At 71.2% G+C, this 26,206-nt stretch carries 21 protein-coding genes; 11 read left to right on the forward strand and 10 right to left on the reverse strand.

Annotation, left to right across the window (positions count from 1 at the left end; all coding sequences use genetic code 11):
* Window positions 1-612: 612 nt before the first annotated feature.
* Both BM349_RS11530 and nudC read right to left on the reverse strand, forming a co-directional pair.
* A complete protein-coding gene (locus BM349_RS11530; protein WP_091706971.1) occupies window positions 613-2,388 on the reverse strand; it encodes an ATP-dependent helicase in 1,776 nt (591 codons plus the stop codon).
* Window positions 2,385-3,299: an NAD(+) diphosphatase gene (gene nudC / locus BM349_RS11535; RefSeq protein ID WP_091706972.1), complete on the reverse strand. Its 915-nt coding sequence runs from the start codon at window positions 3,297-3,299 to the stop codon at window positions 2,385-2,387. The genes BM349_RS11530 and nudC overlap by 4 nt, the downstream gene beginning before the upstream one ends.
* A gap of 78 nt (window positions 3,300-3,377) precedes the next feature.
* Between nudC and BM349_RS11540 the strand changes: the two genes are divergently transcribed.
* On the forward strand, window positions 3,378-4,679 hold the full coding sequence (locus BM349_RS11540; protein WP_091706973.1) for a phosphotransferase: 1,302 nt from the start codon (window positions 3,378-3,380) through the stop codon (window positions 4,677-4,679).
* Window positions 4,680-4,703: 24 nt separating this feature from the next.
* On the opposite strand, the gene BM349_RS11545 is transcribed toward BM349_RS11540, so the two are convergent.
* Both BM349_RS11545 and BM349_RS11550 read right to left on the reverse strand, forming a co-directional pair.
* Complete coding sequence (locus BM349_RS11545; protein WP_254773838.1) at window positions 4,704-8,042, reverse strand: ATP-dependent DNA helicase; 3,339 nt, start codon at window positions 8,040-8,042, stop codon at window positions 4,704-4,706.
* Window positions 8,039-11,179 (reverse strand): ATP-dependent helicase, encoded by a 3,141-nt coding sequence (locus BM349_RS11550; RefSeq protein WP_091706974.1) that lies wholly within the window; start codon window positions 11,177-11,179, stop codon window positions 8,039-8,041. The genes BM349_RS11545 and BM349_RS11550 overlap by 4 nt, the downstream gene beginning before the upstream one ends.
* A 181-nt stretch (window positions 11,180-11,360) precedes the next feature.
* Between BM349_RS11550 and BM349_RS11555 the strand changes: the two genes are divergently transcribed.
* Entirely contained in the window at window positions 11,361-11,585 is a 225-nt protein-coding gene (locus BM349_RS11555) for a DUF3107 domain-containing protein (RefSeq protein ID WP_091706975.1), read from the forward strand.
* Window positions 11,586-11,598: 13 nt separating this feature from the next.
* Window positions 11,599-11,889 (forward strand): hypothetical protein, encoded by a 291-nt coding sequence (locus BM349_RS11560; protein ID WP_091706976.1) that lies wholly within the window; start codon window positions 11,599-11,601, stop codon window positions 11,887-11,889.
* 43 nt (window positions 11,890-11,932) lie between these two features.
* On the opposite strand, the gene BM349_RS11565 is transcribed toward BM349_RS11560, so the two are convergent.
* Window positions 11,933-12,646 carry a ferritin-like fold-containing protein gene (locus BM349_RS11565; RefSeq protein ID WP_091706977.1) on the reverse strand — a complete coding sequence of 238 codons (714 nt, stop codon included), beginning with the start codon at window positions 12,644-12,646 and terminating at the stop codon, window positions 11,933-11,935.
* A gap of 227 nt (window positions 12,647-12,873) precedes the next feature.
* Here BM349_RS11565 and BM349_RS11570 point away from each other — a divergent pair, with 227 nt between their 5' ends.
* Entirely contained in the window at window positions 12,874-14,364 is a 1,491-nt protein-coding gene (locus BM349_RS11570) for a DEAD/DEAH box helicase (protein ID WP_091706978.1), read from the forward strand.
* Between the two features lie 72 nt (window positions 14,365-14,436).
* Here BM349_RS11570 and BM349_RS11575 read toward each other — a convergent pair whose 3' ends face one another.
* On the reverse strand, window positions 14,437-15,327 hold the full coding sequence (locus BM349_RS11575; protein WP_091706979.1) for a DUF817 domain-containing protein: 891 nt from the start codon (window positions 15,325-15,327) through the stop codon (window positions 14,437-14,439).
* A gap of 119 nt (window positions 15,328-15,446) precedes the next feature.
* Here BM349_RS11575 and BM349_RS11580 point away from each other — a divergent pair, with 119 nt between their 5' ends.
* Window positions 15,447-15,860, forward strand: a complete 414-nt coding sequence (locus BM349_RS11580; RefSeq protein WP_091706980.1) for an SHOCT domain-containing protein — start codon at window positions 15,447-15,449, stop codon at window positions 15,858-15,860.
* A 51-nt stretch (window positions 15,861-15,911) separates the two neighbouring features.
* On the opposite strand, the gene BM349_RS11585 is transcribed toward BM349_RS11580, so the two are convergent.
* Window positions 15,912-16,775 (reverse strand): PHP domain-containing protein, encoded by an 864-nt coding sequence (locus BM349_RS11585; protein ID WP_091706981.1) that lies wholly within the window; start codon window positions 16,773-16,775, stop codon window positions 15,912-15,914.
* Between the two features lie 99 nt (window positions 16,776-16,874).
* On the opposite strand from BM349_RS11585, the gene BM349_RS11590 reads away from it, so the two are divergent.
* Genes BM349_RS11590 through BM349_RS11600 form a run of 3 tightly spaced genes read left to right on the forward strand, consistent with a single transcriptional unit; the run spans window position 16,875 to window position 21,166 of the window.
* Window positions 16,875-17,894 carry an endonuclease/exonuclease/phosphatase family protein gene (locus BM349_RS11590; protein ID WP_091706982.1) on the forward strand — a complete coding sequence of 340 codons (1,020 nt, stop codon included), beginning with the start codon at window positions 16,875-16,877 and terminating at the stop codon, window positions 17,892-17,894.
* Window positions 17,895-17,921: 27 nt separating this feature from the next.
* A complete protein-coding gene (locus BM349_RS11595) occupies window positions 17,922-19,364 on the forward strand; it encodes an aminopeptidase P family protein (RefSeq protein ID WP_091706983.1) in 1,443 nt (480 codons plus the stop codon).
* Complete coding sequence (locus BM349_RS11600) at window positions 19,361-21,166, forward strand: gamma-glutamyltransferase family protein (RefSeq protein WP_091706984.1); 1,806 nt, start codon at window positions 19,361-19,363, stop codon at window positions 21,164-21,166. Before BM349_RS11595 ends, BM349_RS11600 begins: the two co-directional genes overlap by 4 nt.
* A 76-nt stretch (window positions 21,167-21,242) precedes the next feature.
* On the opposite strand, the gene BM349_RS11605 is transcribed toward BM349_RS11600, so the two are convergent.
* Together BM349_RS11605 and BM349_RS11610 are read right to left on the reverse strand one after the other, a co-directional pair.
* A complete protein-coding gene (locus BM349_RS11605; RefSeq protein WP_254773840.1) occupies window positions 21,243-21,923 on the reverse strand; it encodes an alpha/beta hydrolase family protein in 681 nt (226 codons plus the stop codon).
* Complete coding sequence (locus tag BM349_RS11610; protein ID WP_091706985.1) at window positions 21,920-22,633, reverse strand: YflT domain-containing protein; 714 nt, start codon at window positions 22,631-22,633, stop codon at window positions 21,920-21,922. Before BM349_RS11610 ends, BM349_RS11605 begins: the two co-directional genes overlap by 4 nt.
* Window positions 22,634-22,720: 87 nt before the next feature.
* Between BM349_RS11610 and BM349_RS11615 the strand changes: the two genes are divergently transcribed.
* Genes BM349_RS11615 through BM349_RS11625 form a run of 3 tightly spaced genes read left to right on the forward strand, consistent with a single transcriptional unit; the run spans window position 22,721 to window position 25,757 of the window.
* Complete coding sequence (locus BM349_RS11615; RefSeq protein ID WP_091706986.1) at window positions 22,721-24,043, forward strand: magnesium transporter MgtE N-terminal domain-containing protein; 1,323 nt, start codon at window positions 22,721-22,723, stop codon at window positions 24,041-24,043.
* A 2-nt stretch (window positions 24,044-24,045) separates the two neighbouring features.
* The gene (locus BM349_RS11620) at window positions 24,046-24,591 is read left to right on the forward strand and encodes a DUF1003 domain-containing protein (protein ID WP_091707275.1); all 546 of its coding nucleotides are present in this window, start codon (window positions 24,046-24,048) and stop codon (window positions 24,589-24,591) included.
* Window positions 24,588-25,757: an Mrp/NBP35 family ATP-binding protein gene (locus tag BM349_RS11625; RefSeq protein ID WP_091706987.1), complete on the forward strand. Its 1,170-nt coding sequence runs from the start codon at window positions 24,588-24,590 to the stop codon at window positions 25,755-25,757. Before BM349_RS11620 ends, BM349_RS11625 begins: the two co-directional genes overlap by 4 nt.
* Here BM349_RS11625 and BM349_RS11630 read toward each other — a convergent pair.
* Window positions 25,754-26,143 (reverse strand): twin-arginine translocase TatA/TatE family subunit, encoded by a 390-nt coding sequence (locus BM349_RS11630; protein WP_091706988.1) that lies wholly within the window; start codon window positions 26,141-26,143, stop codon window positions 25,754-25,756. The two genes, BM349_RS11625 and BM349_RS11630, sit on opposite strands and share 4 nt — an antisense overlap.
* Window positions 26,144-26,206: the final 63 nt, after the last annotated feature.

A 26,206-nucleotide genomic window follows, 5' to 3' on the forward strand; every position in this document is an offset into this window, starting at 1 on the left:
TCGGAGCGGATGCGGTCGCCGTCCTCGACGACCCCGAACCGTGGCAGCAGCGGCTCCTGCGCGAGCTCGAGCGCGGCATCCCTGATGCCGCCCTCGATCCGATCGCGATCGCCCTCGGCGCGCCCGAGGCCGCGGCCGGGCGGTTCGTGCGTCGCATCGCACCCGCACTCATCGGCCCGCCCGCACCGAGAGTTCGGGTGATCCTCCAGGTTCCCGAGGGATTTCCCCGGGAGACCACCGGGCAGGTCGCGCATTCACTCAGGAGCGCGGGTCTTGAGGTCACCGAAGCGACGTGGTGGGATGCGCCGGGCGAGCCCGTTCCCGACGCGGCGCCCGTCGTCATCCTCGGCCACCACCTGATCGCTCCCCGACGCGCTGCGGCGCTGATGGGACGCGACCTCGCCCACCTGCCGCTCATCTTCACCGGGCCCGGTGCCGAGATCGGGCCGTTCGTCGTGCCCGGGCGGACGGCGTGCCTGTCGTGCATCGCGGCGCGCAGGCGTGACGACGACCCGGCGTGGCCGCACGTCGCGGCGCAGCTGCTCGGTCGTACCGCCCCGGTGCTCAGCGACGCCCTCACGGTCGAGGCGTCGCTGGTGGCCGCTCGTCTGATCAGCGAGGCCGTGCGGAGCCCGCGGCGCCTCCGGTCGCATTCGCTGAGCCTGCGCGAAGGCTCCCTGCACCGCTCGATGCGCGTGCACCGCCCGCACGCAGCGTGCCGGTGCCGATCTCTCGCAGGAACCTGGACGGCTGACGATCCCGCAGTCCCCGCGACCACGACAGCGACAGTACTCGCCCGGCCCGCGTGATGCCCACGTAGGCGAGGCGGCGCTCCTCGTCGACCTGCTCGAAGGTCGTCGCGTAACTGATCGGCAGAAGCCCCTCTGCGACACCGAGGAGGTGGACGTGATCCCATTCCAGCCCCTTGGCGGCGTGCAGCGTCGCCAAGGTCACCGTGCGCATCGCCGGCTCGTGCTGCGCGCGGGCGCGCGCCTGGAGTTCGTCGGTGAAGCCGCGCAGGGTCGTCCCCTCCGGCGCCTCTTCGGCCAGACGCAGCAGCGCGGCGCGGGCTTCCCATGCGTCCCGCAGCGCGCCGCCGGCCTGAGGCGGCTCGTCCGTCAGCCCGCGGGAGCGGAGGATGTCGCGGACCGTGTCGACGAATCCCGTCTCGATCGGCGCCACCGAAGCCGCGCGCAGCTCCATGAGCGCCTGACGCACCTCGGGCAGGTCGAAGAAGCGCTTGCCGCCCAGCACGGTCGCCGCGATCCCCTGATCCGCCAGCGCGCGCACGAGCTCGGCCGATTGCGCATGCGCCCGATAGAGGATCGCGATCGTGCGCGGATCGACCCCGGCCGCGATCCGCGCCGCGACCCCTCCCGCCACGCCGCGCGCTTCGGCGACGTCGTCCTCGTAGGCGGTGACGATCGGCGGATCGGCGGGCACCACAGCACCGTCTCCACCGCCCGCCGCCGTCAGCTCGAGCGCGCCGGGGCGACCGCGCATGAGCTCGTTCGCGACCGCGAGGATCGCGGCATCCGATCGGTAGTTCGTCTCCAGACGCACCACGCGCGCATCCTCGTGGGTGCTTGCGAACTCCAGGAGGAATCGCGCATCCGCGCCCGCGAACGAGTAGATCGTCTGACTCGCATCGCCCACGACGCAGATGTCGCGACGGTCCCCCCGCCACAGCTCGAGCAGCCGATGCTGCAGCGGCGACACGTCCTGGAACTCGTCGACCGTGAAGTGGCGGTACTGCTCGTGGACGGATGCCGCGACGTGGGGCTCGGCCTCCAGCATGCCGGCGCACGCGAGGAGGACGTCCTCGAAGTCGAGCTGGCGACGCTGGTCCTTCAGCTTCTCGTACGCGCGCTGCAGGTCTGCCACCCGTGAGACGTCGAGCCGCCCGACGCCGTTCGGGCGCGCGGCGGCGTACTGCTCGATGCTGCGCATCGTGACCTTGCGCCACTCGATCTCACTCGCGACGTCGCGCAGCGTCGCGGTGTCGGGCTCGATGCCCATTCCGTCGGCGGCATGGGCCAGCAGGCGCACCTTGTTGTCGACGATGGCGGGAGCGGAGTCGCCCGCGACCGTCGGCCAGAAGTAGTTGAGCTGTGCGAGTGCCGCGGCGTGGAACGTGCGGGCCGCCACTCCTTCGACGCCGAGGGCCCGCAGTCGGCCTCGCATCTCGCCGGCGGCCTTCGCGGTGAACGTCACCGCCATCACCCGTCCCGGCGAGTACGCGCCGGTGTCGACGCCGTGCGCGATCCGGTGCGTGATGACGCGCGTCTTGCCCGTTCCGGCACCTGCGAGCACCGCGACCGGTCCCCGCAGTGTCGTCACCGCCTCGAGCTGGCGGTCATCCAGACCTTCGAGCGCGCGGTCGCTCATTCCGCACCCGAGTACCAGTCGCTGATCAGGCTGTGCGCGATGGATGCGGCGCCGGGAAGCAACAGGTCGCTCTCACCGGCCAGACCCGCGCCGATCTCGGATCGCTCGAACCATCGCACCGCGACGATCTCCTCACCGTCCGCCTCGGCTGCGGTGTCGTCGGCGGCCGTGGCGAGGAATCCCAGCATGAGCGAGCGCGGATACGGCCACGCCTGCGAGCCGCGGTACCGCACGTCGACCACCTCGACGCCCGCCTCCTCGCGGACCTCCCGCGCCACCGCCGCCTCGAGCGACTCCCCCGCCTCGACGAAGCCCGCGAAGCACGAGAACCTGTCGCCCGTCCACAGCGCGTTCGAGCCGAGCAGCAGTCGGTCGGGGTGCCGGGCGCTGGTGATCGCGACGATGACCGCTGGATCGGTCCGCGGGAAGTGCTCGCGCCCGCACGACGGGCAGTGCCGCGACCAGCCGGCATCGCGGATCTCGGTGCGCGCACCGCAGGCCGGGCAGAACGGGGCCTCGAGCAGCCACCGGCCGAGGCTGAGCGCCTCGACGAAGGCGCCGGCATCGCGGGCCGAGAGGAGTCCTCCCACCGTTCGCAGCGATCCCCAGCCCGCGGGCGCCGGGAACGGCTCGTCCTCGGTCCTGGCCAGCACTGCCGCCAGCACGGCGGTGCCGTCACCATCGCGACCGAGGAACGCCCACTCGGCATCCTGCGGAGCCGCGCCCGGCCCCACCCAGTGCAGCGCATCGCGTCGCGACAGCGGTGCGGCGTCGCCGTTCAGGACGAGCACTCGGGTGGCGGCATCCGACCGCGCAGCCTCGAGTCGTGCGGGCGTCGCCCGCTCCTCGGCGGCTCGATCCAGACCGAACCTCGCCAGCGGCGGTGGCTGCGTGCTCTCAGGCGCCGTCATCGAGGACCTCTCTGCCGCTGGTCGACAAGCCGGGCGTGGCGCGGGGGCGCACGGGCGCACCCGACCTACCCTGGGCACATGGCACGCTCACCCCTCACTCTAGCCGCGTCGGTGACCTCGGCTCTGCCCCGGGTCGGCGTCGTCGGAGTCGGCATTCTGACGGAAGGCGCTGCCGGTCGCTACGACGCCGCGCTCGCGGAACTCGACGACGGCAGGCGCGTGGTGGTGCGCGCGCCGGCGGACGCGGATGCCGGCACCGAGCTCGCCGCTGAGGCGCGAGCTCTGCGTGCCCTGACGCCCGGCGTGCGCGGCCTGCTGCCGTTCCGTGCGCCGGAACTGCTCGGCGAAGCCGGCATCGGCGACGCCCGGGCCGTCGTGGTCGACTTCCTCCCCGGGTACCGGGTCGATGCAGCCCACCTCCCGTCGGGGCGCGGCGCCGCGACGTCGATCGGCGAGGCGCTGGCTGCCCTGCACGCCCTCCCGCTCTCGATCGTGCGCACCGAGGGCCTCCCTGTCCGCACCCCTCAGCAGGTCCGCGACGATGTGTCGCGCCTGATCGACCGCGCGGAGGCGACCCGCTCAGCGCCGCGCGCGCTCGTGGACCGGTGGCGTCGCGCTGTCGAGACCGACGAGCTGTGGCGCTTCGAGTCCGCAGTCGTGCTGGGCGGAGCGGGCGCAGCGTCGTTCCTGTTCGAGGACGTCGACTCCGTCCCGCGCGTGACCGGCGTGCTCGAGTGGCACGGACTGTCGGTGGGCGACCCCGCGACCGATCTGCAGTGGCTCGCGTCGGCACCGGCGGCCGCCGACGACGTCTACGACGCGTATGTCGCGCACAGCGACCGCGCACCCGACCGGCTCGCCCGCTCGCGCGCGCGGCTGTACGCCGAGCTCGAGTTCGCGAAGTGGCTCGTCCACGGGCACGAGGCGGGACGCTCCGACATCGTGGACGACGCTGTCGGCCTCCTGGAGTCGCTCGCCGCCGGCGTGCGTGACGACGACATCATTCCGGATGCCGCCGTCGGCGTCGACGACGCGATCGCGCTGCTGGACCGCGTGCCTGACGCGCAGGCCGCGGCGGTCGACACCTCGATGCACACGGACGCGTACGATCCCGAAGAGCTCTCGCTGTGGGTCACGACCGACGACACCGATGCGGCCGAGGTGGCGGACCAGGCCGACGAGGCCGAGGCACCCGAGTCGACGATCGGTTCCGTTCCGCAGTCGCACGACGACGTCTCCACCGCGCCGATCGACATCTCCGCCTGGGCGAACCGCACGGACACCACCGGAGAATCGGCGGACGGCGCGGATGACGCAGACGCGCAGGCCGACAACGAGCGTGCGTCTGATGCCGCGCTGCGGCGCTGGCTCTCGGACTAGTCTCGCCGGCTGAGCCTCCGACGCTCAGCCGCGGATCACCAGGTCGTCCGCCACGTAGTACAGCGCGACGTCGATCTGATCCATCGGCACCCCGTGCATCTCGTGATACGCCCGGCGGTACAGCTCCAGCTGCAGCATCCGCTCCTGACGCTCGGCGTCGGTGCGCGGCGGGGCGCCGGTCTTCCAGTCCACGATCTCGATGCGTCCGCCGCGGTCGTCCCGCCGGAAGACGGCGTCCAGCTTGCAGATGATCACGTGCGGTCGGCCGTCCAGACCCGCCCCCTCCGCGACGGTGAAGTCGATCTCGGTCTCCACCTCGATCGGACTGAGATCGCCCCACTCGGACGCCGCGAAGTTCGCCTGCAGCCTCGCCAGCACAGCAGCATCTTCGGCCGACGCCGTGGTGGCCGGTCCGTCCTCGTCGAGCTCCCACAGCGCGTCGTCGAGCGACCGGGCGGTGCCGACGCGTCCGGAGCGCTGTTCGACCCACGCGTGGAACAGGGTGCCGAGCCTGGTCTGGCGGAACGGGCGCTCGGGTAGAGGTCGTGAGATCTTCGCGACCGTCCCCGCGTAGTCGGTGACGAATTCCTTGTAGCGGGATGCCGCGATCCTGATCGGAGCCGCATCAGCAGCGGGCCGATGCCGCGCGTCTCGCTCCGCCAGCAGCAGAGCGACGTCGCGATCCGGCTCCACCCGTGTCGCGCCGAGAGCGGAATCCACGGCCGCAGCCGCGCGTTCGACGGCGGCCCGCCTCGCGCCGAGCGGATCGATCGGCCAGCTCAGCACCCGGCGTTCGCCGAGGTACGGGTCATCGCCTGGGTCGTCGTCGGGCAGCCCGATGCCGAGCGCGTCCGCGATCTCATCGAGGAAGACGCTGCGCTCACGTGGACGCTTCGTGCCCGACCAGCTCGCACCGGTCAGGAGCAGGTGATCCCTCGCGCGCGTGACGGCGACGTACGCCAGCCGGCGATCCTCATCGAGCTGACGGGCTCGGTTGGCGGCGATGAACTCATCGATCGCGGCCTTCAGGTCCTGCTGGGTCGGCGCCACATCCCGTTCCCATCGCAGCGCCGGCAGCCATCGGGCGTCACCGCGGAATGCATACGGCAGGATGCCGAACCCCAGCCACCCCTTCGTGTCGCGGGCCATGCTCGGAAGCTCGTCCTTCACCAGACGCACCACCGCGACGGCATCCCACTCGAGTCCCTTGGAGCCGTGGATCGTGAGCAGCTGCACGACGTCGTCCTCAGGCGGTTCGGTGCGTGGAGCGAACTCGTCCAGCTGCTCGGCATGGTCGAGCCAGGCGAGGAGATTCGAGATCGACCCCGACTCATCGGCGGCCAGGAACGCGTGCAGCTCGTCGACGAACGCACGCAGCTGTGCCGAGGCGATGCGCGCGGGTCCGCGCGACTCGTTGGCCGCGAGCTCGACGTCCAGGCGCAGCTCGAGCTCGACGAGCCGCACGAGATCGGGAATCTGCATCCCGACCGCGCGGCGCAGTCCGGCGAAGACCGATGCGGCCTCCCGCAGCCGCTCGCGGGCGTCGGGCGTGAAGCCCTCGAGCCATCCGTGGTCGCTCTTGTGGCGAAGGACGAAGTCGAGGGCGTCGACCAGGGATCCGTCGTCGTCGCCGGCGCTGCCGCGGATCCGCTCGACGACTTCGGGTGCGAGCGGCTGCAGGGCCGCATCGTGCCGCGCGATCCGACGGCTGAGCGCCGCGAGCTCGCGCAGGTCGGGCAGACCGATCGCCCATCGCGGCCCGGCGAGCAGGCGGATCAGCGCGGATCCCGCGCTCGGGTCGCTGAGGACGCGCAGGGCGCACACCACGTCGACCACTTCGGGGGTGGAGAGCAGACCGCCGAGCCCCAGGATGCGATGCGGCACCCCGCGGCGGCCGAGCGCGTCGCCGAAGCGCACCATGTGCTTCTTGCTGCGGAACAGGATCGAACCCGTGGTGGATCGCCCGTCCGCGGCGCGCTCGGAGCGAACCCGGCCGAACCAGGTGGCGACCCGGTCGGCCTCGGCGTCGAGGTCCGCGTCGAACGCGAGCTCGACGGCTCCGCTCGGGGCGGCCGGCCGGGCGCGCAGCTGCTGGACGGGGACGGATGCCGATGCCGCGAGCGGTGCGAGCACCGCGTTGGCCGCTGCCAGCACACCGGCGCTGTTGCGCCAGCTCGTCAGCAGAGCGAACTGCGAACCGGGCCGGCCGGGCGAGAAGGACTCCGCGAACCCGCCGAGGTTGCCGGCGCTCGCCCCGCGCCACCCGTAGATCGCCTGGTGGGGGTCGCCGACCGCCATCACCGCGGTATCGGCGAACAGCCCCGCGAGGAGGTCGGTCTGCACGACCGACGTGTCCTGGTACTCGTCCAGGAGGACGACTCGGAATCGGTCGCGCAGTTCGTCGGCGACGACCGGATGCGTGCGCACGACATCGAGCGCGCCGGCGACCTGGTCGGAGAAGTCGAGCACGCCGATGCGCTGCTTCTCGGCCGCGTACTCCCGGGCGAGGTCGGCCAGCAGTGCGAGCGCGCCCACCTTGTCCTCGGCTTCGGCGACGGCGGCGTACACCACCGTCGCTCTGCTCGTCGACGGACGCTCGAGCACGTCGCGGAACCGCTCAGGGAACGCGGCCAGGTCATCGAACGAGACCAGGTTGTCGACGCCGTCCCGCGCGATGCGGAGCGCGGCGTCGACGATGCTGCGGACGGCTTCGCCCCGTGTCTCCAGGCGCGGATCGTCGGAGGCGAAGACCACCCGACGCATGAGCAGCCACGCGGCCGATTCAGAGAGGATGACGGCCTCGGCATCCCGCCCGATCCGCACCGCGTGCTCGCGGACGATCTGGTCGGCGAAGCTGTTGTAGGTCGCGACGGTGGGCCGGTGCAGCAGTGCGTCATCGTCCGGCGCCTCGGCGATCGCACCCACCTCGTCGGCAAGGGCGTCCATCGCGGCGTGTCGGGCCGACGCGGCCTTCGAGCCGTCGCCACCGGCGCGCTCCAGGTCGCCGAACACGTCCAGGCGCCCGCTCGCGTGCAGCGCCGGCAGAGCCTCGATCAGCCCGCGGCGTTCGAACTCGCCGAGTCGCTGCAGCCTGCGCTGGATGCGCTCGGCGAGCTCGCCCGCGGCCTTGCGCGTGAACGTGAGACCGAGCACCTCGTCGCGACGGACCAGACGGTTGGCGACGAGCCACACCACTCGCGCAGCCATCGTCTCAGTCTTGCCGCTGCCCGCGCCCGCGACCACGAGCGCCGGCTCGAGCGGCGCCTCGATGACCGCCGCCTGTTCGGCGGTCGGGGGGAACTGCCCCAGAGCGGCGGCGATCACGTCGGCGGAGAGGGTCTGGACCGACACGGGTGCGGTCACGATGCGCTCACCGCCCCGATCGTGTGGATCCGGCACAGGCCGTACGAGTACTCGTCGCGGCAGTGGTCCTCGTACGGCGCCTCGAACGCCGTGCCCCGCATGACCGCCACCGCGGCACGGACCCGCGCGAGGAACAGGTCGCGCCGTTCCTCGTCGAACGGCGGCTGCCACGGCGTGGCGTAGTCCGAGCGGGCTGCCGTCGGGCGCAGCACGAGGAGCTTCGCACCGCCCGGCGGCAAGCCTGCGGCCGCCGGGATCGCGCCGGATTCGAATGCGAGCTGATAGGCGCCGAGCTGCGGGTTGTCGACGACCTTGAGGTCGGTCTGCGGCTCGCGCTTGCCGGTCTTCAGGTCGACGATCACGACAGTGCCCTCGGGCGTGAGTTCGACGCGGTCGATGTACCCGGAGAGGATCGCGCCGTGTTCGAATGCCTCTCCGTCATCGAGCGGGATCGCGACCTCGAAGTGCGGCTCGGCGCCGATGAGCGCTCCGCCGGCGGACTCGAAGCGGCGCAGGTACAGATGCAGCCGTCGTACGAGGTCGCGCGCGCGGGCGCGTTCGGCGCGTTCGCGCCACGCCGCCTCGAACGTGAGCTCTCCCCACCGCGCATCCACCTCGGCCCACAGGCTCTCCTCATCCGAATCCGCGGCGTGCTCGAGGGCCGCGTGGACGATCGTGCCGAGCCCTGCCGTGGTGCTCCCTGGATCGCCGCCGAGGTCGCCGATCACCCAGTTCAGCTCGCACTCCTCGAGGGTGTGCAGTCGCGAGGGCGACACGCGGACGTCCTCGCGGTCGAGGTCGCGCAGCGGGCCGGTGGAGGTCGGCGTGAGCACACCGAACCATTCCGCCGGCGCGGCCCCGGGAACGCCCGCGTCCGCGAGCAGCGCCAGCTGCTGCGCCGCCCGCTCGCCGCGACTGCGGCCGCCGGGCTCCGTGAGCGTGCGGCGGTGCTGGGCGACGAGGCCCCGCAGCGACAGCGGATGCTCCACGGCGTGCCGCTCGGGGTCGGGCAGGAACTCGAAGAACACGCTCGGACCGGTGTCGTCGTCGTCGACCGCCGTCACGATGACGCGCTCAGTCGCGCGGGAGACCGCGCGCACGAGAAGCCTCAGCTCATCGTGCATCGCCGCCCGTCGGCGATCGAGCGTCGAGGCGGCGGCGTCCTCGGAGCGGGTCGCGGCGTCGGCCAGGCGCCACGTCTCCAGAAGCGATCCGCGCAGGCGGCTGTTCGGCCAGACGCCGTCCTGCACACCGGCGATCACGACCGTGTCGAACTCGGTGCCCAGTGCACCGGCCGGCGTCAGGATCCGCACGGCATCGCCGCCGGCGGGCGCGTCGAGACGATCCTCGGCGACATCGCTGTCGAGGATGCTGCGGACGAAGACGCGCGGATCCGCGTCGAGCGATCGCTCCACGAAGCGCTTCGCGGACTGGAACAGCGCCACGACCGCGTCGAGGTCGCGGTTCGCCTGCTCGGCCAGTGGCCCGTGTCCGCGGGCGAGCTCGGACCACACGCGCTCGAGGCCGCTGCGATCCCATGCGGTCCAGAGCAGCTCGTGCGCGGTGGCCCCTCGCTCGAGCTCTTCCCGGAGCAGGACGAGTGTGCTCGCGAGCTGCGCTGCGGTGCGCGCCTCCCTCGTGTCGATGAGCTCGAACTCGAGCGGCTGATGCATCGCGGAGAGCAGGAGCTCCCGGCCTGACGCCGCGGGTTCGGCGCCGGGCTCCTGAGCCTGCCGCAGGGCGACGTGCCGCAACGCCGATCGCAGCCGGCGCAGCTCGATGGGGTCGAGTCGGCCCGCGGTCCCGACCAGGGCGTCGGCAACTGCCTCGAAGGTCCAGTCGTCGCGTGCCGCGAGGTCGATGATCCTCAGCAGGTCGCGCACCGGCGCCAGGCTGCCCAGCGGGCGGCCCGGTCCGCTCGACCGCGTCGGCACCTCGCGCGCGGCGAGCTCAGCTTCCAGCGCCGCGACCTGTCTGGTGTCGTGCGCGATGACCGCGCACGCGGACCAGGCGACGCCGTCGTGCACGTGTCGCTCGCGGAGCAGCCGCGCGATCGCGTCGTACTCCTCGGCCGGAGAGCGCAGTGTCAGCGCCCGCACGGAGGTGTCGGGCACCACGGGGCCGGTGTCGACGGAAGGGCGCGCGCGATGGGCGACGAGCCCGACCGCCCCGATGCGCTGCGTGATCTGCCCGACGAACTCGCGCTGCCATGCCGTGCCGCGATGCGCGCCGGAGAGCACCCACACGCTCCCGAGGCTCGCCGCGAGCCGCGCGAAGTTCTCCGGCGTGGCGCCGCGGAAGGCTCCCGCTCCCACGTCCGGGTCGCCGAAGGCGAGCACCGCGATCCCCCGCCTTGCGCAGGCCTCGAGCATCTCGACGCCGCCCAGGGTCAGCTCCTGGGCATCATCGACGAGGATCACGCGGACCCGATCGACGACCTCTGTTCCCGGCGGCGCGGTGCGCAGCACGCCGACGGCCTCGCGCACCAGTCCGGCGGCATCCCGATGCGCGCCCCGCATGTCGGCCCGCACCTGCACGTACTCCTCGAAGAAGGAGGCCATCGTGCCCCACACGGGGATCCCATGCGTCTCGGCGAGTTCGCGAAGACGACCGGACTCGATGCCCAGCGTGGTGCACTCGGCGAGGAACGTGCGCACCTCGGTGCGGAATCCCTTCGTGGAGCGGACGGTCGGGCCGAGCCATTCCGGCCATCGGCCGCGGCCTTCGGCCTCGTCTTCGGCATCCCCCTCGAGCAGATCCTGGATCAGCTGGTCCTCGTCGCCGCCGGTGAGCAGCTGCGGCGGCTCTTCACCCGCGGCGACCTGCGTCGCCCGCACCAGCTGGTACGCGAAGGAGGCGACCGAGCGGGCGAGCGGGCCGGACGTCGCCCGGTCCACAGCGAGCGCCAGCCGGTCGCGCAGCGCGGTCGCGGTCTGGCGCGACGGAGTGAGCACGAGCAGCGCGTCGGGGTCGATCCCCGCGTCCACGAGCGCCGATACCCGGGCGATCAGTGCGGTCGTCTTGCCGCTGCCGGGAGCGCCGACGACCACTCCGGATGCCGCGGCGGAAAGCCCCGACACGACGCGCTGATGCGCATCCAGGGCGGGCGCCGCGCCGGAGTCGTCGCCCAAGTCCATGGCTTCGACGGTAGCGCGAGGTGCCGACAACGAGCGTGCGCCACGACCGTCATCGCGCGTTCGCCGAGAGCGTGCGACGGACGGCCGAGGGCCCTCGGCCCGTGTCGTAGAGTTGCCATGCGCGCCGGGCATCCGGTCGCACGAGGCCCCGGGGCAGCGCCCCGTCGCAGGAGGTATTCACGTGGAGATCCGCATCGGCATCGCCAACACCGGCCGTGAGCTCAACTTCGAGACGACAGAGACCGCAGCGGCCGTCAAGAAGTCGGTCGCGAGCGCCCTCGACGCGGGTGCCACGCACGTGAGCTTCACCGACGCGAAGGGCACGAGCTACATCGTCCCGACCGCGACACTCGCCTACATCGAGCTCGGCACCGAAGAGTCGCGCCGCGTCGGCTTCGTCGCCTGACGCAGGTCCGCGCGTGCAGATCCTCCTCGCCTTCATCATCGGCGCCGCCGTCGGCGCGGCAGCCCACTTCCTCGTGCGCGGCCGCGGAACGCGCGGCGTCGCGCTCGCGCCGATCATCGGCGCCTTCTCCGCCGGGCTCGTGTGGATGATCCTCACGTGGGCCGGCGTCGGCCTCGAGAACCCGCTGCTGTGGATGTCCGCACTCGTCGTTCCGATCGTCGTGACGTGGCCGGTGCTGGTCATCCTCGCCCGCACGCGCACCGCTCACGATGCGCGGGAGAAGGCGCGCCTCAAGATCGGCTGAGCGACGCCAGGGGTCGAGAGCGAGCGACGCCGGGCACCGCGAGCTACGCCGCCAGACCCATCGCGTCCATGCGCTTCGAGTGCGCGGCCATCAGGTCGGTGAAGACCGGCTCGACCTTCTGCTCGTCCGCGATGCGCAGCGTCGTCGGCCGCAGCGCCGCACGTGCGATCAGCAGCGTGTCGCCGACCAGGCGGCGACCCCACATCGCCAGCAGCGACTTCCACTCCGGATCGCTCGCGATGGTCTCGCCGATGATGTCGACGATCGCCTGCCGGTCGTCGTCCGCCTGCAGGATGCGGGCCACGACCCGACCCGTCTCGCCATAGCTCGACGAGAGCGCCAGGTAGAAGTCATCGAGCATGCCCGCGGTGATGTGCACGGAGAGCATGGTCTCCTGCGGCCGCACGCCGTGGGTCGCACGGCGGAAGGCATCGAGCGGCTCGCGGAACGGGAGCATGAGGCTCGTCGGGTCGTCGCCGCGGTCGCGGATGAGCGCGACGAGCTCCTCGTGCTTCTGCAGCGCCGCGCCGGCAGCACGAGAGAGGGATTCCTTCTCGGCGAGCTCGGGCGTCGAGGCGATCAGCTCTGAGAGGGTCTCGAAGTAGCCGAGCTGCAGATACGCGGCCTGTCCGAGGAACGTGTCGATCTCCGGCGCGAGCTCCTCGAAGTCGACGCGGTGAGCGTCGCTCGCTTCATCGCGCGATCGCAGTTGGAGCTTGCGCCCCTGCGGGCGCCGCTCCCAGAACCACTTCACCACGCACTCAGCATAGGTGCGCGGCCATGCGCAGCCCATGACCCGGGAGCTCGGATACGTCTGCGCGCGGTGCGAGCCGGTATCCTGGGGGAAGTCCCCGACGTCGGATCGGGGCTCCCGCGCCTGTGGCAGAGAAAGGGCGTGGATCCCACCCCCGCCCGCGCGGCGACATCGCACACGCGCCAGGGCACACCACAAGGCAGCATCTCACTGCCGGACAGGCTCACATCGTGACGACCTTCGCCGAACTCGGCGTCGACCAGGACATCGTCGAGACCCTTGCCGCGAAAGGCATCGTCGACGCGTTCCCCATCCAGGAGCAGACCATTCCGCTGGGCCTGCCCGGCCAGGACATCATCGGCCAGGCCAAGACCGGCACCGGCAAGACCTTCGGCTTCGGCATCCCGGTCGTCCAGCGCCTCGGGCCGAACCCGGAGCACGGAGTAAAGGCGCTCATCGTCGTGCCCACCAGGGAACTGTGCGTCCAGGTGTACGAGGACATCGACATGCTCACATCGGGCCGCTCGACGAGCGTCGTCGCGATATACGGCGGCAAGGCGTACGAGGGTCAGATCGACCAGCTCAAGGCCGGCGCGCAGATCGTCGTCGGCACCCCCGGCCGCCTCATCGACCTGAACAACCAGCGACTGCTCGACCTGTCGCACGCGACCGAGGTCGTGCTGGACGAGGCCGACAAGATGCTCGACCTCGGGTTCCTCCCCGACATCGAGAAGATCTTCCAGAAGGTTCCCGCGGTCCGGCACACGCAGCTGTTCTCGGCGACGATGCCCGGCCCGATCGTGGCGCTGGCCCGCCGGTTCATGACCAACCCGATCCACATCCGCGCGACGGACCCCGATGAGGGCCTGACCCAGGCGAACATCAACCACCTCGTCTACCGCGCGCACTCGCTGGACAAGGACGAGGTCATCGCCCGCATCCTGCAGGCCGACGGCCGGGGCAAGACCGTTATCTTCACCCGGACGAAGCGCGCTGCGCAGCGACTGTCGGACGAGCTCGGCGACCGCGGCTTCAACACCGCATCGGTGCACGGCGACATGAGCCAGGAGGCGCGCGAGCGCTCGATGGCCGCGTTCAAGGCCGGCAAGAAGGACGTCCTGATCGCGACCGACGTGGCTGCGCGCGGCATCGACGTGGATGACGTCACGCACGTCATCAACCACACGATCCCCGACGATGAGAAGACCTACCTGCACCGCGCCGGCCGCACCGGCCGCGCGGGCAAGACCGGCATCGCGGTCACCTTCGTCGACTGGGACGACCTGCACAAGTGGGCCCTGATCAACCGCGCCCTCGAGTTCGGCCAGCCCGAGCCGACCGAGACCTACTCGTCGAGCCCGCACCTGTTCACCGACCTCGACATCCCCGCCGGCACCAAGGGCCGACTCACGACCGCTCCCCGCACGCAGACCGTCCGCACGCAGGACACGGCGCGCTCCGGGTCCTCGGGTCGTGACGGCGACTCGGGCAGGCGCCGCCGTCGCACCGGCGAATCCGCCGGTGCGGGCGCCTCGACCGGCCCCTCGACGAGGGATGCCGCACCCGAGGTGCCGACCGAGCACGGTGCGCGCGATGGGGCCGACGGCACGGGCACGCATGACGGAGGCGGCAAGGAGCACCACGACGGCAATGCCGCACCGCGCCGCCGTCGTCGCCGTCGCGGCGGTTCGCGGCCCAGCGGAGCACCCGCCGGCGCCTGAGCCGCGGCATCCGCTCGCCGGTGTCGACCGGCGACCGCACCGGGACAGGAGACCCCACCGAGGCAGGACGAGCTAGACGGAATCGACCTGTTCCCGTGAGATCTCCTGCTCTCGCGCGGTCGGCGGCCGCGGTGGATACACCCACGCCACCAGCACGACCGAGATGATCATGAGCAGGAACCACGACACGAGCTTCGTGATCGACACCGGCTGCCAGCCGTCGAGCTGATCGGGGTACATCCACGCGCCCGCCCAGGTGCCGATGTTCTCCGCGAGGTAGATGAAGACCGCGACCCCGCCGAACGCCGCCAGCAGCGGCATCCGGATCACTGCGCGCCACACCCGGGCGTACATCACCGTCCGCGCCCACAGCAGCACGACGGCCACCAGCAGCACCCAGCGGAAGTCCCAGATCCAGTGGTGCGTGAAGAAGTTCGCGTAGATCGCGGCAGCGACGATCGCCGTCAGCCACCGCTTCGGGTACCTGGTGAATCCGAGGTCGAACAGGCGGTACACGCGGACCATGTACGAGCCGACCGCGGCGTACATGAATCCGCTGAACAGGGGCACGCCGCCGATCCGAAGGACCCCTTCGACTTCGTACATCCATGACCCGACATCGGTCTTGAACAGCTCCATGACCGTGCCGGTCACGTGGAAGAGCACGATGACCCACAGTTCCCGGCCGGTCTCGAGCCGCGTCGCGAGCATGGCGATCTGGATCACGACGGCCGCGATCGTCAGGAAGTCGTTGCGGGCCAGCGCCGCGTCGTCGGGGTACCAGAGTCGCGCCGCGACGATCACCACGAGCAGCGATGCTCCGAACACGCACGCCCAGGCCTGTTTCAGGACGAAGACGCCGACCTCGACGAGCACCGACCGGACGCCGGATGTCGGTGCGCCGGCGAGCAGGCGGTGCGCGGCGCCGTCGATCCGCCGCTCGAGCCGAGTGGGCTGACGCATTCCCCGACGCTAATCGACCCCTCGCGTCGCAGGCGGTACCGGCTTCCGTGAGAAACCTGGGAAAGCGCTAATGTGAGCGGCGCGGTGATCGTGCCGCATTCCTCGCATGAAAGGCAGTGATGAGAATCATCGACGCAGTGGAGTACCAGGGCTTCTGGGGCTCCTTTGGGGACTTGATCTGGTGGTTCCTGTGGGCATTCGTGTTCTTCACCTACCTGATCGCTCTGTTCGCGGTCATCAGTGACCTGTTCCGCGACCACAAGCTGAACGGCTGGTGGAAGGCGGTGTGGATCATCTTCCTGATCTTCGTCCCGTTCCTGACGCTGCTGGTCTACCTGATCGCGCGCGGCAAAGGCATGACCGAGCGCGGCGCGGCCCAGGCCAAGCAGATGCAGGCCGCTCAGGACCAGTACATCAAGTCGGTCGCGGGCGCGAGCCCGTCCGAGGAGATCGCGAAGGCGAAGTCGCTCCTTGACTCGGGTGCCATCACGCAGGCCGAGTTCGACGCCATCAAGACCAAGGCGCTCAGCTGAGCCGAATTTCCGCCGTCGGCCCCGTCGCGTCAGCGGCGGGGCCGACTGCTGTCAGGGGTAGACCGGGGTGCTCCCGGTCGCGCGGTCGATGATCCTGGCGACCATGTCGTCGCTCGTCGTGTGCTCGCCCGGCTGATTGGGCTTTCCGAGGCCGTGATAGTCGCTCGAGCCCGTGATGATCAGGTCGCGCTCCGCAGAGATGCGCCGCAGGGTGCGGATGCCGGCCTCGAGGTTCTCGCGATGCCCGACTTCGAAGCCGGCGAGGCCCGCGGCGAGCATCCGCTCCATGAGCGGCGTCGGCAGCAGCCCTGCGCGGCCGGCGGGGTGGGCGATGATCGGCACTCCCCCGGCGCCGACGACCAGCTGCACGGCGAGCACCGGATCCGGCGCGTACAGCGCGACGTAGTAATCCCCGCGCGGGCTCAGGATGTCGGAGAACGCCTCCGCGCGGTCGGCCACCAGGCCCTTGGCCACGAGGGCGTCCGCGATGTGCGGGCGACCGACCGTCGCGCCATCGGAGGTCTGCGCGACGATATCGTCCCAGTGCAGGTCGTAGTCGCGCCCGATGCGATCGGCCATCGTGCGGGCCCGCTCCAGGCGGGAGGACCGGATCCGGTCGGTCATCGCGCGCAGCCGGGGATCATCCGGGTCGATCAGGTACGCGAGCACATGCACGCTGCGCCATTCGTACTTGGCGGACAGTTCCATCCCGGGAATGAACGTCATGCCGAGGGATACGGCGGCCTCGGCCGCATCCGCCCACCCCGAGGTGGTGTCGTGGTCGGTGAGCGCAGCCGTGCGCAAGCCGTGCCGGTGCGCGGCCGCCATCACGTGCGCCGCCGACTCGGTGCCGTCCGAGTGGATCGAGTGAAGATGCAGGTCGCTCGGCCCCTCGAAGCGTCGCGTGTCCGGCATCCTCCGAGCGTAGCGCGGCGCTTCATCGGAGCCGCGCTGCACCCGGTCCGGCGGGACCCCGCTGACCGATCTCCCAGACTGCTGACATAGAGTCGCCGGGTGCTTCGCCTGCTGGGGATTCTGGGGACCGTGATCTGCGCGATCGCGGCGGCCGTCCTCACGTGGCCCTCGTTCTTCAAGCTCGAACGGACCTTCCCGGTCGCCCAGATCGTGTCCTTCCGCGGGGTGCTCGTGATCGCGTTCGCGATCCTCGTGGTGGTCGCGCTCCTGCTGGCCATCGCGCGTCCACTGCGCTGGTTCGCCCTGTCCCTCGCCGTGATCATGGCGGTGGCGATGATCGCCAACGTCGCGATCGTGGCGACGCGCGGGATCGGCACCGAGACGCTGCCGGCCAAGACCGGCAGCAGCATCCGCGTGATGACGTGGAACACCGCCGGCTCGGCGACGTCACCCGACTCCGTGGCGCAGATCGCCGTGGCGATGGATGCCGACATCGTCACGCTGCCCGAGACCACGATCGAGACGGGCGAGCAGGTCGCGATCGCGATGCGCGACCTCGGGCATCCGATGTGGGCGTACTACACCGACTACCCCTCGACCGAGTGGGATGCCGGATCCACAACCCTTCTCATCTCGCCCGATCTCGGCGAGTACGCCGTGATCGAATCCTCCGTCGACGGGTCCAGCAACACCTCCACGGTGCCGAGCGCCGTCGCCATGCCGACCAGCGGCGACGGTCCGATCGTCGTCGCCGCCCACGCCGTCGCACCGCGACAGAGCTACATGCAGTACTGGCGGTACGACCTGCAATGGCTCGCCGATCAGTGCGTCGATGACAACGTGATCATGGCGGGCGACTTCAACGCGACGATCGACCACATGACCAATCTCGGCGTCGACGGGGGAACACTCGGGCGCTGCAGCGATGCAGCCGTGGCCACCGGCAACGGCGGAGTCGGAACCTGGTCGGCGCAGATCCCCGCGCTCGTGGGCGCGCCGATCGATCACGTCATGGCCTCGAGCAGCTGGAAGCCGACGGGGTCGCTCGTCCTGCGGTCGATGGACGGGTCCGGCAGCGACCATCGTCCGCTCATCGTCCAGTTCGAACCGGTCGACTGACCTCGTCGCCGGTGCGAGACTTGATGCATGAGCACCACAGGCGACAGCGAAACCACCGGCACCACCGAGCTTGCCCCGGAGGCAGCGCCCGAGATCCCCGCCAACAGCACGGTCAATCGGCGACAGGGGTTCGGCGACGGCTTTCTGAGCACGATCTCGACCGGCTGGGCCGAGCGTCCCGAGGTGCTCCCTCCGCCCCGTGAGCAGGCGACCTTCGCCGCACGGCGACGCGACGCCGTCTCGGCCGCGTTCCCGGGCAAGCGGCTCATCCTGCCGGCCGGTCCGTACCAGGTGCGCAGCAACGACACCGACTACCCGTTCCGTGCCCACTCCGCGTTCTCGCACCTGACCGGCTGGGCGACGGACTCCGTGCCCGACTCGGTGCTCGTCTTCGAGCCCACGGGCGAGAGCGGTCACGACGTCACCCTGTACTTCCGCGAGCGTGCCGACCGCACGACCGCGGAGTTCTACGCGAACCCATCGATCGGCGAGTTCTGGATCGGCCCGCGACCGGCTCTCGAGGGCGTCGCCGCCGACCTCGGTCTGGCCACCGCACACATCGACTCATTCGAGCCGGCCGATGCCGATCTCGTGCTGGACGAGGATGCCGACCTCACCCGGTTCGTCTCGGAGCTGCGCCTGCACAAGGACGAGTACGAGCTCGCCCAGCTGCAGCTCGCGGTGGACGTGACAGCCGACGGATTCGACGACATCGTCGCGAACCTCGCACGCATCGTGGAGCACCCGCGCGGCGAGCGGGTCGTGGAGGGGGTCTTCCACCAGCGTGCGCGCAACGATGGGAACTGGGAGGGCTACGACACGATCGCCGCCTCCGGCCCTCACGCGTGCTACCTGCACTGGACGCGCAACGACGGCGCCGTCGCGCCGGGCGACCTGATCCTCATCGACGCCGGCGTCGAGGTCGATTCGCTGTACACGGCCGACATCACCCGGACGATCCCGGTCAGCGGCCGCTTCAGCGAGGTGCAGCGCCGCGTCTACGAAGCGGTGCGCGAGGCCGCGGACGCCGCATTCGCAGCCGCTCAGCCCGGCGCGAAGTTCTCCGACCTCAACGCAGCCGCCTGGGATGTCATCGCCCACCGGCTCGAGGAGTGGGGCATCCTGCCGGTCTCGGCGGAGGAGTCGCTCGATCCGGTGACCGGCCACCACCACCGCAGGTACATGGTGCACGGCACCAGCCACCACCTCGGCCTCGACGTGCACGACTGCGCGCAGGCGCGTCGCGAGCTGTACGCGGGCGGCACGCTCGAGCCCGGCATGGTCTTCACGATCGAGCCCGGCCTGTACTTCCAGATCGACGACCTCACCGTCCCCGAGGAGTACCGCGGCATCGGCGTGCGCATCGAGGACGACATCTTCATGGCGCCCGACGGCCCGGTGAACCTGTCGTCGGCCATTCCGCGCACAGCCGACGAGGTCGAAGCCTGGGTCGCCCGCCTGAACCCGTGAGCTTCACTCCCCCACCCGGGTTCACGACGCGCCCGACGCTGACCGGCACGTTCGGGATGTCCGCATCCACGCACTGGCTGGCGACCGCGAGCGCGCAGGCGGTGCTCGAACGCGGCGGCAACGCGTTCGACGCCGCGGTCGCAGGCGGCTTCGTGCTGCACGTCGTCGAACCCCACCTGAACGGGCCGGGCGGCGACCTGGTCGGCATCTTCGCCACCGCGGAGGAGCCGGGCACGCCCGTCGTGCTCGCGGGTCAGGGTCCCGCGCCCGCCGGGGCGACGATCGAGCACTACCGGTCCGAAGGACTCGACCTGGTTCCCGGAGCTGGCGGCCTCGCGGCGACCGTGCCGGGCGCGGTGGACGCGTGGCTGATGCTCCTGCACGATCACGGCTCCTGGGAGCTCGCTGACGTCCTCTCCTACGCGATCGGCTACGCGCGCGACGGGCATCCGCTCCTCGCCCAGGCAGCTGCCACGATCTCGCGCGTGGCCGGTCTGTTCCGCGAGCACTGGCCGTCCTCCGCGGCGCTGTGGATGCCGGAGGGCCGCGTACCGGACGCGGGCACGATCGTGCGCAATCCCGCGTACGCGTCGGTGCTCGAAGGTCTGATCGCGGCCGGCGCCGCGATCCGCGACGACGGCCCCGTCGGCCGCGAGGCGCGGATCGACGCCGCCCGGACCGAGTGGAAGTCGGGAGCGGTCGCCGGGGCGGCGGCCGCGTTCCTGGCGACGCCGCACCGCCATTCCGACGGCTCCGACCATGCCGGCGTGATCACCGCCGCCGACTTCGCCGACTCCGGCGCAGCATACGAAGCGGCCGTCTCGGTCGAATTCCGCGGGCACACGATCGCGAAGGCCGGCGCGTGGACGCAGGGCCCCGCACTGCTGCAGACCCTGCGCATCCTCGACGGCTGCGCCGAGATCGATCCGTCCACCGAAGCAGGGGCGCACACCGTGCTCGAGGCGCTCAAACTCGCGTTCGCGGACCGCGACGCGTACTACGGCGACATCGACGTGCCGCTCGATGTCCTGCTGTCCGCCGAGTACGCGACCGAGCGGCGCGCACTGATCGCCGATGGGGCGTCGCAGGAGTGGCGCCCGGGCATCATCGACGGCCACCCAGTCTTCCGGCCCGCGCTGCGCACCCCGGACGGCGCGATCATCGCAGGCGTGGGCGAGCCGACCGTCGCCCCGCCCGGGCGCGACGGCCGGACCCGTGGCGACACGTGCCACATCGACATCGTGGACCGCTGGGGCAACATGATCGCCGTCACGGCGTCGGGCGGCTGGCTGCAGTCCTCACCGACGATCCCCGAGCTCGGCTTCTGTCTCGGGACGCGACTGCAGATGACGTGGCTGGACGCGGAATCCCCCGCTGCGCTTCGCCCCGGCGCGCGGCCGCGAACGACGCTCACGCCGACGCTCGTCCTTCGGAACGGCCGGGCCGAGATGGCGATCGGAACGCCCGGCGGCGACCAGCAGGAGCAGTGGCAGGTGCCCGTGCTGCTTCGCATGATCGTGGGCGGCTACACCGCGCAGGAAGCGATCGACGCCCCGTCCCTGCACACGACGGCGCTCGTCGACTCGTTCTGGCCCCGCGGCTGGACCTCGGCGGGAGTCGTGGTCGAGGACCGCCTCGGCGACGAGCTGATCACGGGCCTCGAGCGCCGCGGCCACGATGTCACGCGGGCCGGCGCATGGTCGCTCGGCAGAGTGTCGGCGGTGGGATGGGATGCTGCGACCGGAGGCGTCTGGGCCGCGGCGAACCCGCGCGGCATGCAGGGGTACGCGGCGGGTCGCTGACGGCGCACGCTCATCCGTCACCCGCGCACGCTGCGAGCCCTCATCAGCGTGCATGGGTGACGGATCAACCCATCGATCACGCTCGTTCGCGGAGGAAGGTCGCGACGAGCGGCGCCAGCCCTGCCGCGACCTCGTCGGCCGGACGCTTGCGGCCCTTGACCTCGAACGAGTGCCCGCCGCCTTCGATCCAAGCGACGGTGGCGTCCTGGCACGAGGACACCGCCTCCTCGAGCTGCGAGTGCGGGTCGATGAACGGATCGTTCGTGCCTTCGACGAACAGCTGCGGCTGCGGGACCGACGGCAGGTGCGCGACGCGTGCCTTCGACGGATCGCCCGGCGGATGCAGCGGATATCCGAGATAGACCAGTCCGGCCGGACTGATCGCGCCCTCCGCAGCGGCCATCGAGGCCATCCGCCCGCCGTAGGACTTGCCGGACGCCCAGATCGGGCCTTCGACGCCGCGGGATGCCGCGAAAGCCATCGCCGCGGTCCACGTCGCGATGGCATGCGTCGCCGGGCCCGGCATCCGTCGCCCGGCCTGCAGGTACGGGAAGTTGAAGCGGAGCGTCGCGACGCCCTCGTCGCGCATCGCGCGCGCGAACCCGACCAGGAACGGATGCCGGAAGCCCGCGCCGGCGCCGTGCGCGATCGCGACCGTCGCCCATGCGCCGTTCGGACTGCTGTAGTCGGCGGAGACCTCGACGGGCCCGGACGGCAGGGCGACCGAGAAGCGATCCTCCGTCTCCACCGCGGTCACTGCTTCGGCTGCTCGGCGCCGTCGCCCTCGTCCGCGCCGTCGGGCGACTGCTCGTCCGCCGGCCCGGCCGGCGTCTCCGGCTCCGTGACGGCCGGTGCGTCCGACTCCGTGACGGCTGGGGAGGACGCCGCCACCCGCTCGCCGTAGCGTGGAGGCTCGGCCCCCGCATCCGGCGTCGCCGCCGGGGGTGCGGTCACCGTGGTCGACGCGACCGGAGCTGCCGGGCGATCCGGCACTGCACCCGGACGACCCAGCACCTGTCGAGCGCGCTGGACGCTGTCGGTCGCGATGGTCAGCTCGTAGTGGTCGGCCACGACCTGCATCACGGATGCGAAGTCGCGGCGGCGGCGCACGAACGAGTAGGTGATGATGCTCAGGAGCATGCCGAGCGCGATGCCGACGAAGATCACGCCGACGAATGCCTGGATCGGCACGGACGGCGTCCCGATCACGAGGATCGCGCTGAACAGCAGCCCGAGGAGCACGCCGTTGATCGCGCCCGAGCGCGCCGCCGTGGCGTATCCGAGTCGACCGGTGACGCGCTCGATCGACCGGAGTCCCTGCCCCACGATCGCGATGTCGCGCGCCGGCACTTCGGCGGCGATCAGCGTCGAGACGGCCTTCTGCGCCGCCTCATAGGTCGGAAAGCTCGCCACGGTCTGACCGAGGTCTTCCACGCTCTGCGGGAACCTGCCGCCGTTCATGCTCATTGCTCCATTCTCGCACCCGCCCCGCTCGCGCCCTTCCAGGTGCGCAGGTCCGCGTCGCGGGTCGCACTCCGGTCTACGCTGGAACGCGTGAGCACGCAGAGGGTCTTCGTCGCACGCCTGTCGGGGTGCTCGGTCTTCGACCCCGCCGGCGACCGGCTCGGCAAGGTCCGCGACGTGGTCGTGATCTACCGGAAGGACGATCCGCCCCGCGTGGTGGGCCTGGTCGTGGAGATTCCGGGCCGCCGTCACGTGTTCGTCTCGATCGGCCGCGTGACCTCGATCGCGACCGGCCAGGTCATCACCACGGGCCTCATCAACGTGCGCCGATTCCAGCAGCGCGGCGGCGAGGTGCGCGTGATGGCCGAACTCGTCGGCCGCCGGGTCTTCCTCGCCGACGGTTCCGGCACTGCCGTGATCGAAGACGTCGCGATCGAGCGGAACCGGCTCGGCGAGTGGGACGTCGGACAGCTGTTCCTGCGGCGGCCGCGCACCAGCGCTTCGCCGTTCGCGAAAGGGCCGACGACGTTCGCGAACTGGTCTGAGGTGCAGGAGCAGCAGGTGCCGGGCGAGGCGCAGTCCGCCGAGCAGCTGGTCGCGACCTTCGCCGACCTGAAGCCGGCCGATCTGGCCAACAGCCTGCTCGACCTCTCCGACGAACGCATGATCGAGGTCGCCGAGGAGCTCTCCGACGAGCGGCTCGCCGACGCGCTGGAGGAGATGCCCGAAGACGAGCAGGTGCACATCCTGGAGCAGCTCGGCGACGAGCGCGCCGCCGACATCCTGGACGCCATGGAGCCGGACGACGCGGCCGACCTGCTCGGACAGCTGCCCGACGCCCGCTCGGAGCAGCTGCTGGACCTGATGGAGCCCGAAGAGGCCGAGGACGTCCGCGCGCTGCTGCAGTACGGCCCCGACACGGCGGGCGGTCTGATGACGAGCGAGCCGATCGTCCTGTCGGCCGATGCGACCGTGGCCGAGGCGCTCGCGCTGATCCGCCGCCACGAGCTGCACCCCGCCCTCGCAGCATCCGTCTTCATCACCCTGCCGCCGTACGAGACCCCCACCGGGCGCCTCCTCGGGACGGTGCACTTCCAGCGGATGCTGCGCTACCCGCCGCATGAGCGGCTCGGCGCGATCATCGACGACACGCTCGACCCGGTGCCCGCGACGGCGTCCGCCGCCGAGGTCGCCCGCATGCTCGCCAGCTACAACCTCGTCTCGCTGCCGGTGGTCGACAAGGCGCGTCGCCTCGTCGGCGCCGTCAGCGTCGACGACGTGCTCGACTACCTCCTGCCCGATGACTGGCGATCGTACGGCGGTGACGACGAGCCGCGCACGCCGGCAGTTCCGGTGACGACCGCAAGCCCCATGCCCAGGGGGAACGCCTCCGGCGCCGGGAGGAGGCGCTGATGATGGCACGGACCTCCCGCCAGCCCTCACTGGATGCGCCTCGCGGCCGGACGGGGATGCTCAGCCGCAACCCGCAGCCTTCCCGCGACCGGTTCGGGCGGTTCTCCGAGGCGTTCGCACGCGGCATGGGGACCTCCGGATTCCTGATCGGCATGACCGTCTTCGTGGCGGTCTGGCTGCTGTGGAACACGTTCGCCCCCGTGCCCCTGCAGTTCGATCCGAGGGCGACGAACTTCACGCTGCTGACGCTCATCCTTTCGCTGCAGGCGTCCTATGCCGCACCCCTCATCCTGCTCGCCCAGAACCGGCAGGACGACCGCGACCGGGTGCAGATCGAGCAGGATCGTCAGCGCGCCGAGCGCAATCTCGCCGACACCGAGTACCTGGCACGCGAGATCGTCGCGCTGCGCATGGTCGTCACTGACGTCTCCGAGGACGTCGTGACCAAGGATGTGCTCCGCGCGGAGATCAAGGCGCTGCTCGAGCAGCTCGACGAGCGGTCGGCGGGTGCCGCACGCAGCGGCGAGAAGGACAGCGCTGACTCGTGACCTCTGATGCGGGCGACGGCGTCCGGCGTGCGGTCGGCGCCGTCATCGACCCCGAGCTGCGACGACCGATCGCAGAACTCGGCATGGTGCGGGACATCTCGATCACGGACGGCCTGGCCTCGGTCGGGATCGTCCTGACGATCGTCGGCTGCCCGGCGGCGGACCGGATCTCCGCCGACGTCCGCGCGGCGGCGGCATCCGTCCCCGGCGTGACGGATGTCGCGCTCGATGTCGGCGTGATGTCGCCCGCAGAGCGGCGGGAGCTGACCGAGCGTCTTCGCGGCGGCCGCGCGGCGCGGGAGATGCCGTTCGGCCCCGGCTCGCTCACCCGGGTGATCGCGGTGACCAGCGGCAAGGGCGGTGTCGGCAAGTCGACGGTCACCGCGAACCTCGCCGTGGCGCTGGCCGCCCGCGGCCTCGCGGTCGGACTCGTGGATGCCGATGTGCACGGCTTCTCGATCCCCGGGCTGCTCGGGCTGGTGGATGCCGACGGAAACGTCCCGCAGCCCACCCGCATCGACGAGCTCATGCTGCCGCCGGTCGCCTACGGCGTGAAGGTCATCTCGATCGGGATGTTCCTGCGCCGCGCGAACGGCGATGCCCCCGTCGGCGCGGTGGCCTGGCGCGGCCCGATGCTCCATCGCACCGTGCAGCAGTTCCTCACCGATGTGTACTTCGGCGACCTCGACGTGCTGCTGCTCGACATGCCTCCGGGCACCGGCGACATCGCGATCTCGGTCGGCCAGCTTCTGCCCAACGCCGATGTCGTCGTGGTGACCACTCCGCAGTCCGCGGCGTCCGATGTCGCCGTCCGCAGCGGCCTGGTGGCGCGCCAGACCGGTCAGCGCGTCGCGGGGGTCATCGAGAACATGGGTGCCATGACGCTTCCCGACGGCACCACCCTCGAGCTGTTCGGCGCCGGAGGAGGCGCCGACGTGGCGGACGCGCTCTCCGACGGCGCCGAGCGCGTGCCGCTGCTGGGATCCATCCCGCTGAGCACCCGTCTGCGCTCCGATGGCGACGCGGGAACGCCCCTCGTGGTGGCGCACCCCGAAGATCCGGCCGCCGTCGCGATCATGCGGCTCGCCGAGATCCTGGCGGCCGAGCCGCGAGGGCTCGCGGGTCGCTCCCTGCCGTTCCGGACGAACGGCACGGGCGCGTCCTAGGTCGCTTCGCTGTCGAACGGCGGCGGATCGTCCGCGGTGAACGGAGCGCCGGGGCTCACCGGCTTCGTGAAGGCGGCAGCAGTCGTCACCGCGGCAGCCGCGCTCGCGGCCCGCACGGTCGGGACCGGAGCGTCGTCCAGCAGCGCCTCGCGGATGATCCGGCGCGGGTCGTACTGGCGCGGGTCCAGCGTGCGCCAGTCGACGTCGTCGAAGTCGGAGCCCATCTCGTCCTTCACCCGCGTCTTCGCGGTGGTGACGTACTCCCGTGCGCGTTTGGCCCACTTGGTCAGACTCTCGACATAGCGGGGCAGCCGCTCGGGTCCGATGAGGAGCCCGGCGACCAGTCCGATCAGCAGAAGCTTCTCGATCGTGAGCCCGAAGAACATGCATTCAGGTTACCGCCGCGCCTGAGGGTTCGGCGCCGCCGGGCCCCGTAGGCTTGCCGCGAA

Origin of the sequence: Microbacterium sp. cf046, assembly GCF_900114345.1 — a bacterium.
Lineage (GTDB): Bacteria > Actinomycetota > Actinomycetes > Actinomycetales > Microbacteriaceae > Microbacterium.

Bases quoted from the DNA above. Each gene is read 5' to 3' on its own strand.
- BM349_RS11530 (WP_091706971.1), bottom strand. From the start codon at position 2,388: ATGAGCGACCGCGCGCTCGAAGGTCTGGATGACCGCCAGCTCGAGGCG.
- BM349_RS11610 (WP_091706985.1), bottom strand. From the start codon at position 22,633: ATGAGCATGAACGGCGGCAGGTTCCCGCAGAGCGTGGAAGACCTCGGT.
- BM349_RS11550 (WP_091706974.1), bottom strand. From the start codon at position 11,179: ATGGACTTGGGCGACGACTCCGGCGCGGCGCCCGCCCTGGATGCGCAT.
- BM349_RS11575 (WP_091706979.1), bottom strand. From the start codon at position 15,327: ATGCGTCAGCCCACTCGGCTCGAGCGGCGGATCGACGGCGCCGCGCAC.
- BM349_RS11540 (WP_091706973.1), top strand. From the start codon at position 3,378: ATGGCACGCTCACCCCTCACTCTAGCCGCGTCGGTGACCTCGGCTCTG.
- BM349_RS11630 (WP_091706988.1), bottom strand. From the start codon at position 26,143: ATGTTCTTCGGGCTCACGATCGAGAAGCTTCTGCTGATCGGACTGGTC.
- BM349_RS11585 (WP_091706981.1), bottom strand. From the start codon at position 16,775: ATGCCGGACACGCGACGCTTCGAGGGGCCGAGCGACCTGCATCTTCAC.
- BM349_RS11580 (WP_091706980.1), top strand. From the start codon at position 15,447: ATGAGAATCATCGACGCAGTGGAGTACCAGGGCTTCTGGGGCTCCTTT.
- BM349_RS11620 (WP_091707275.1), top strand. From the start codon at position 24,046: ATGGCACGGACCTCCCGCCAGCCCTCACTGGATGCGCCTCGCGGCCGG.
- BM349_RS11595 (WP_091706983.1), top strand. From the start codon at position 17,922: ATGAGCACCACAGGCGACAGCGAAACCACCGGCACCACCGAGCTTGCC.
- nudC (WP_091706972.1), bottom strand. From the start codon at position 3,299: ATGACGGCGCCTGAGAGCACGCAGCCACCGCCGCTGGCGAGGTTCGGT.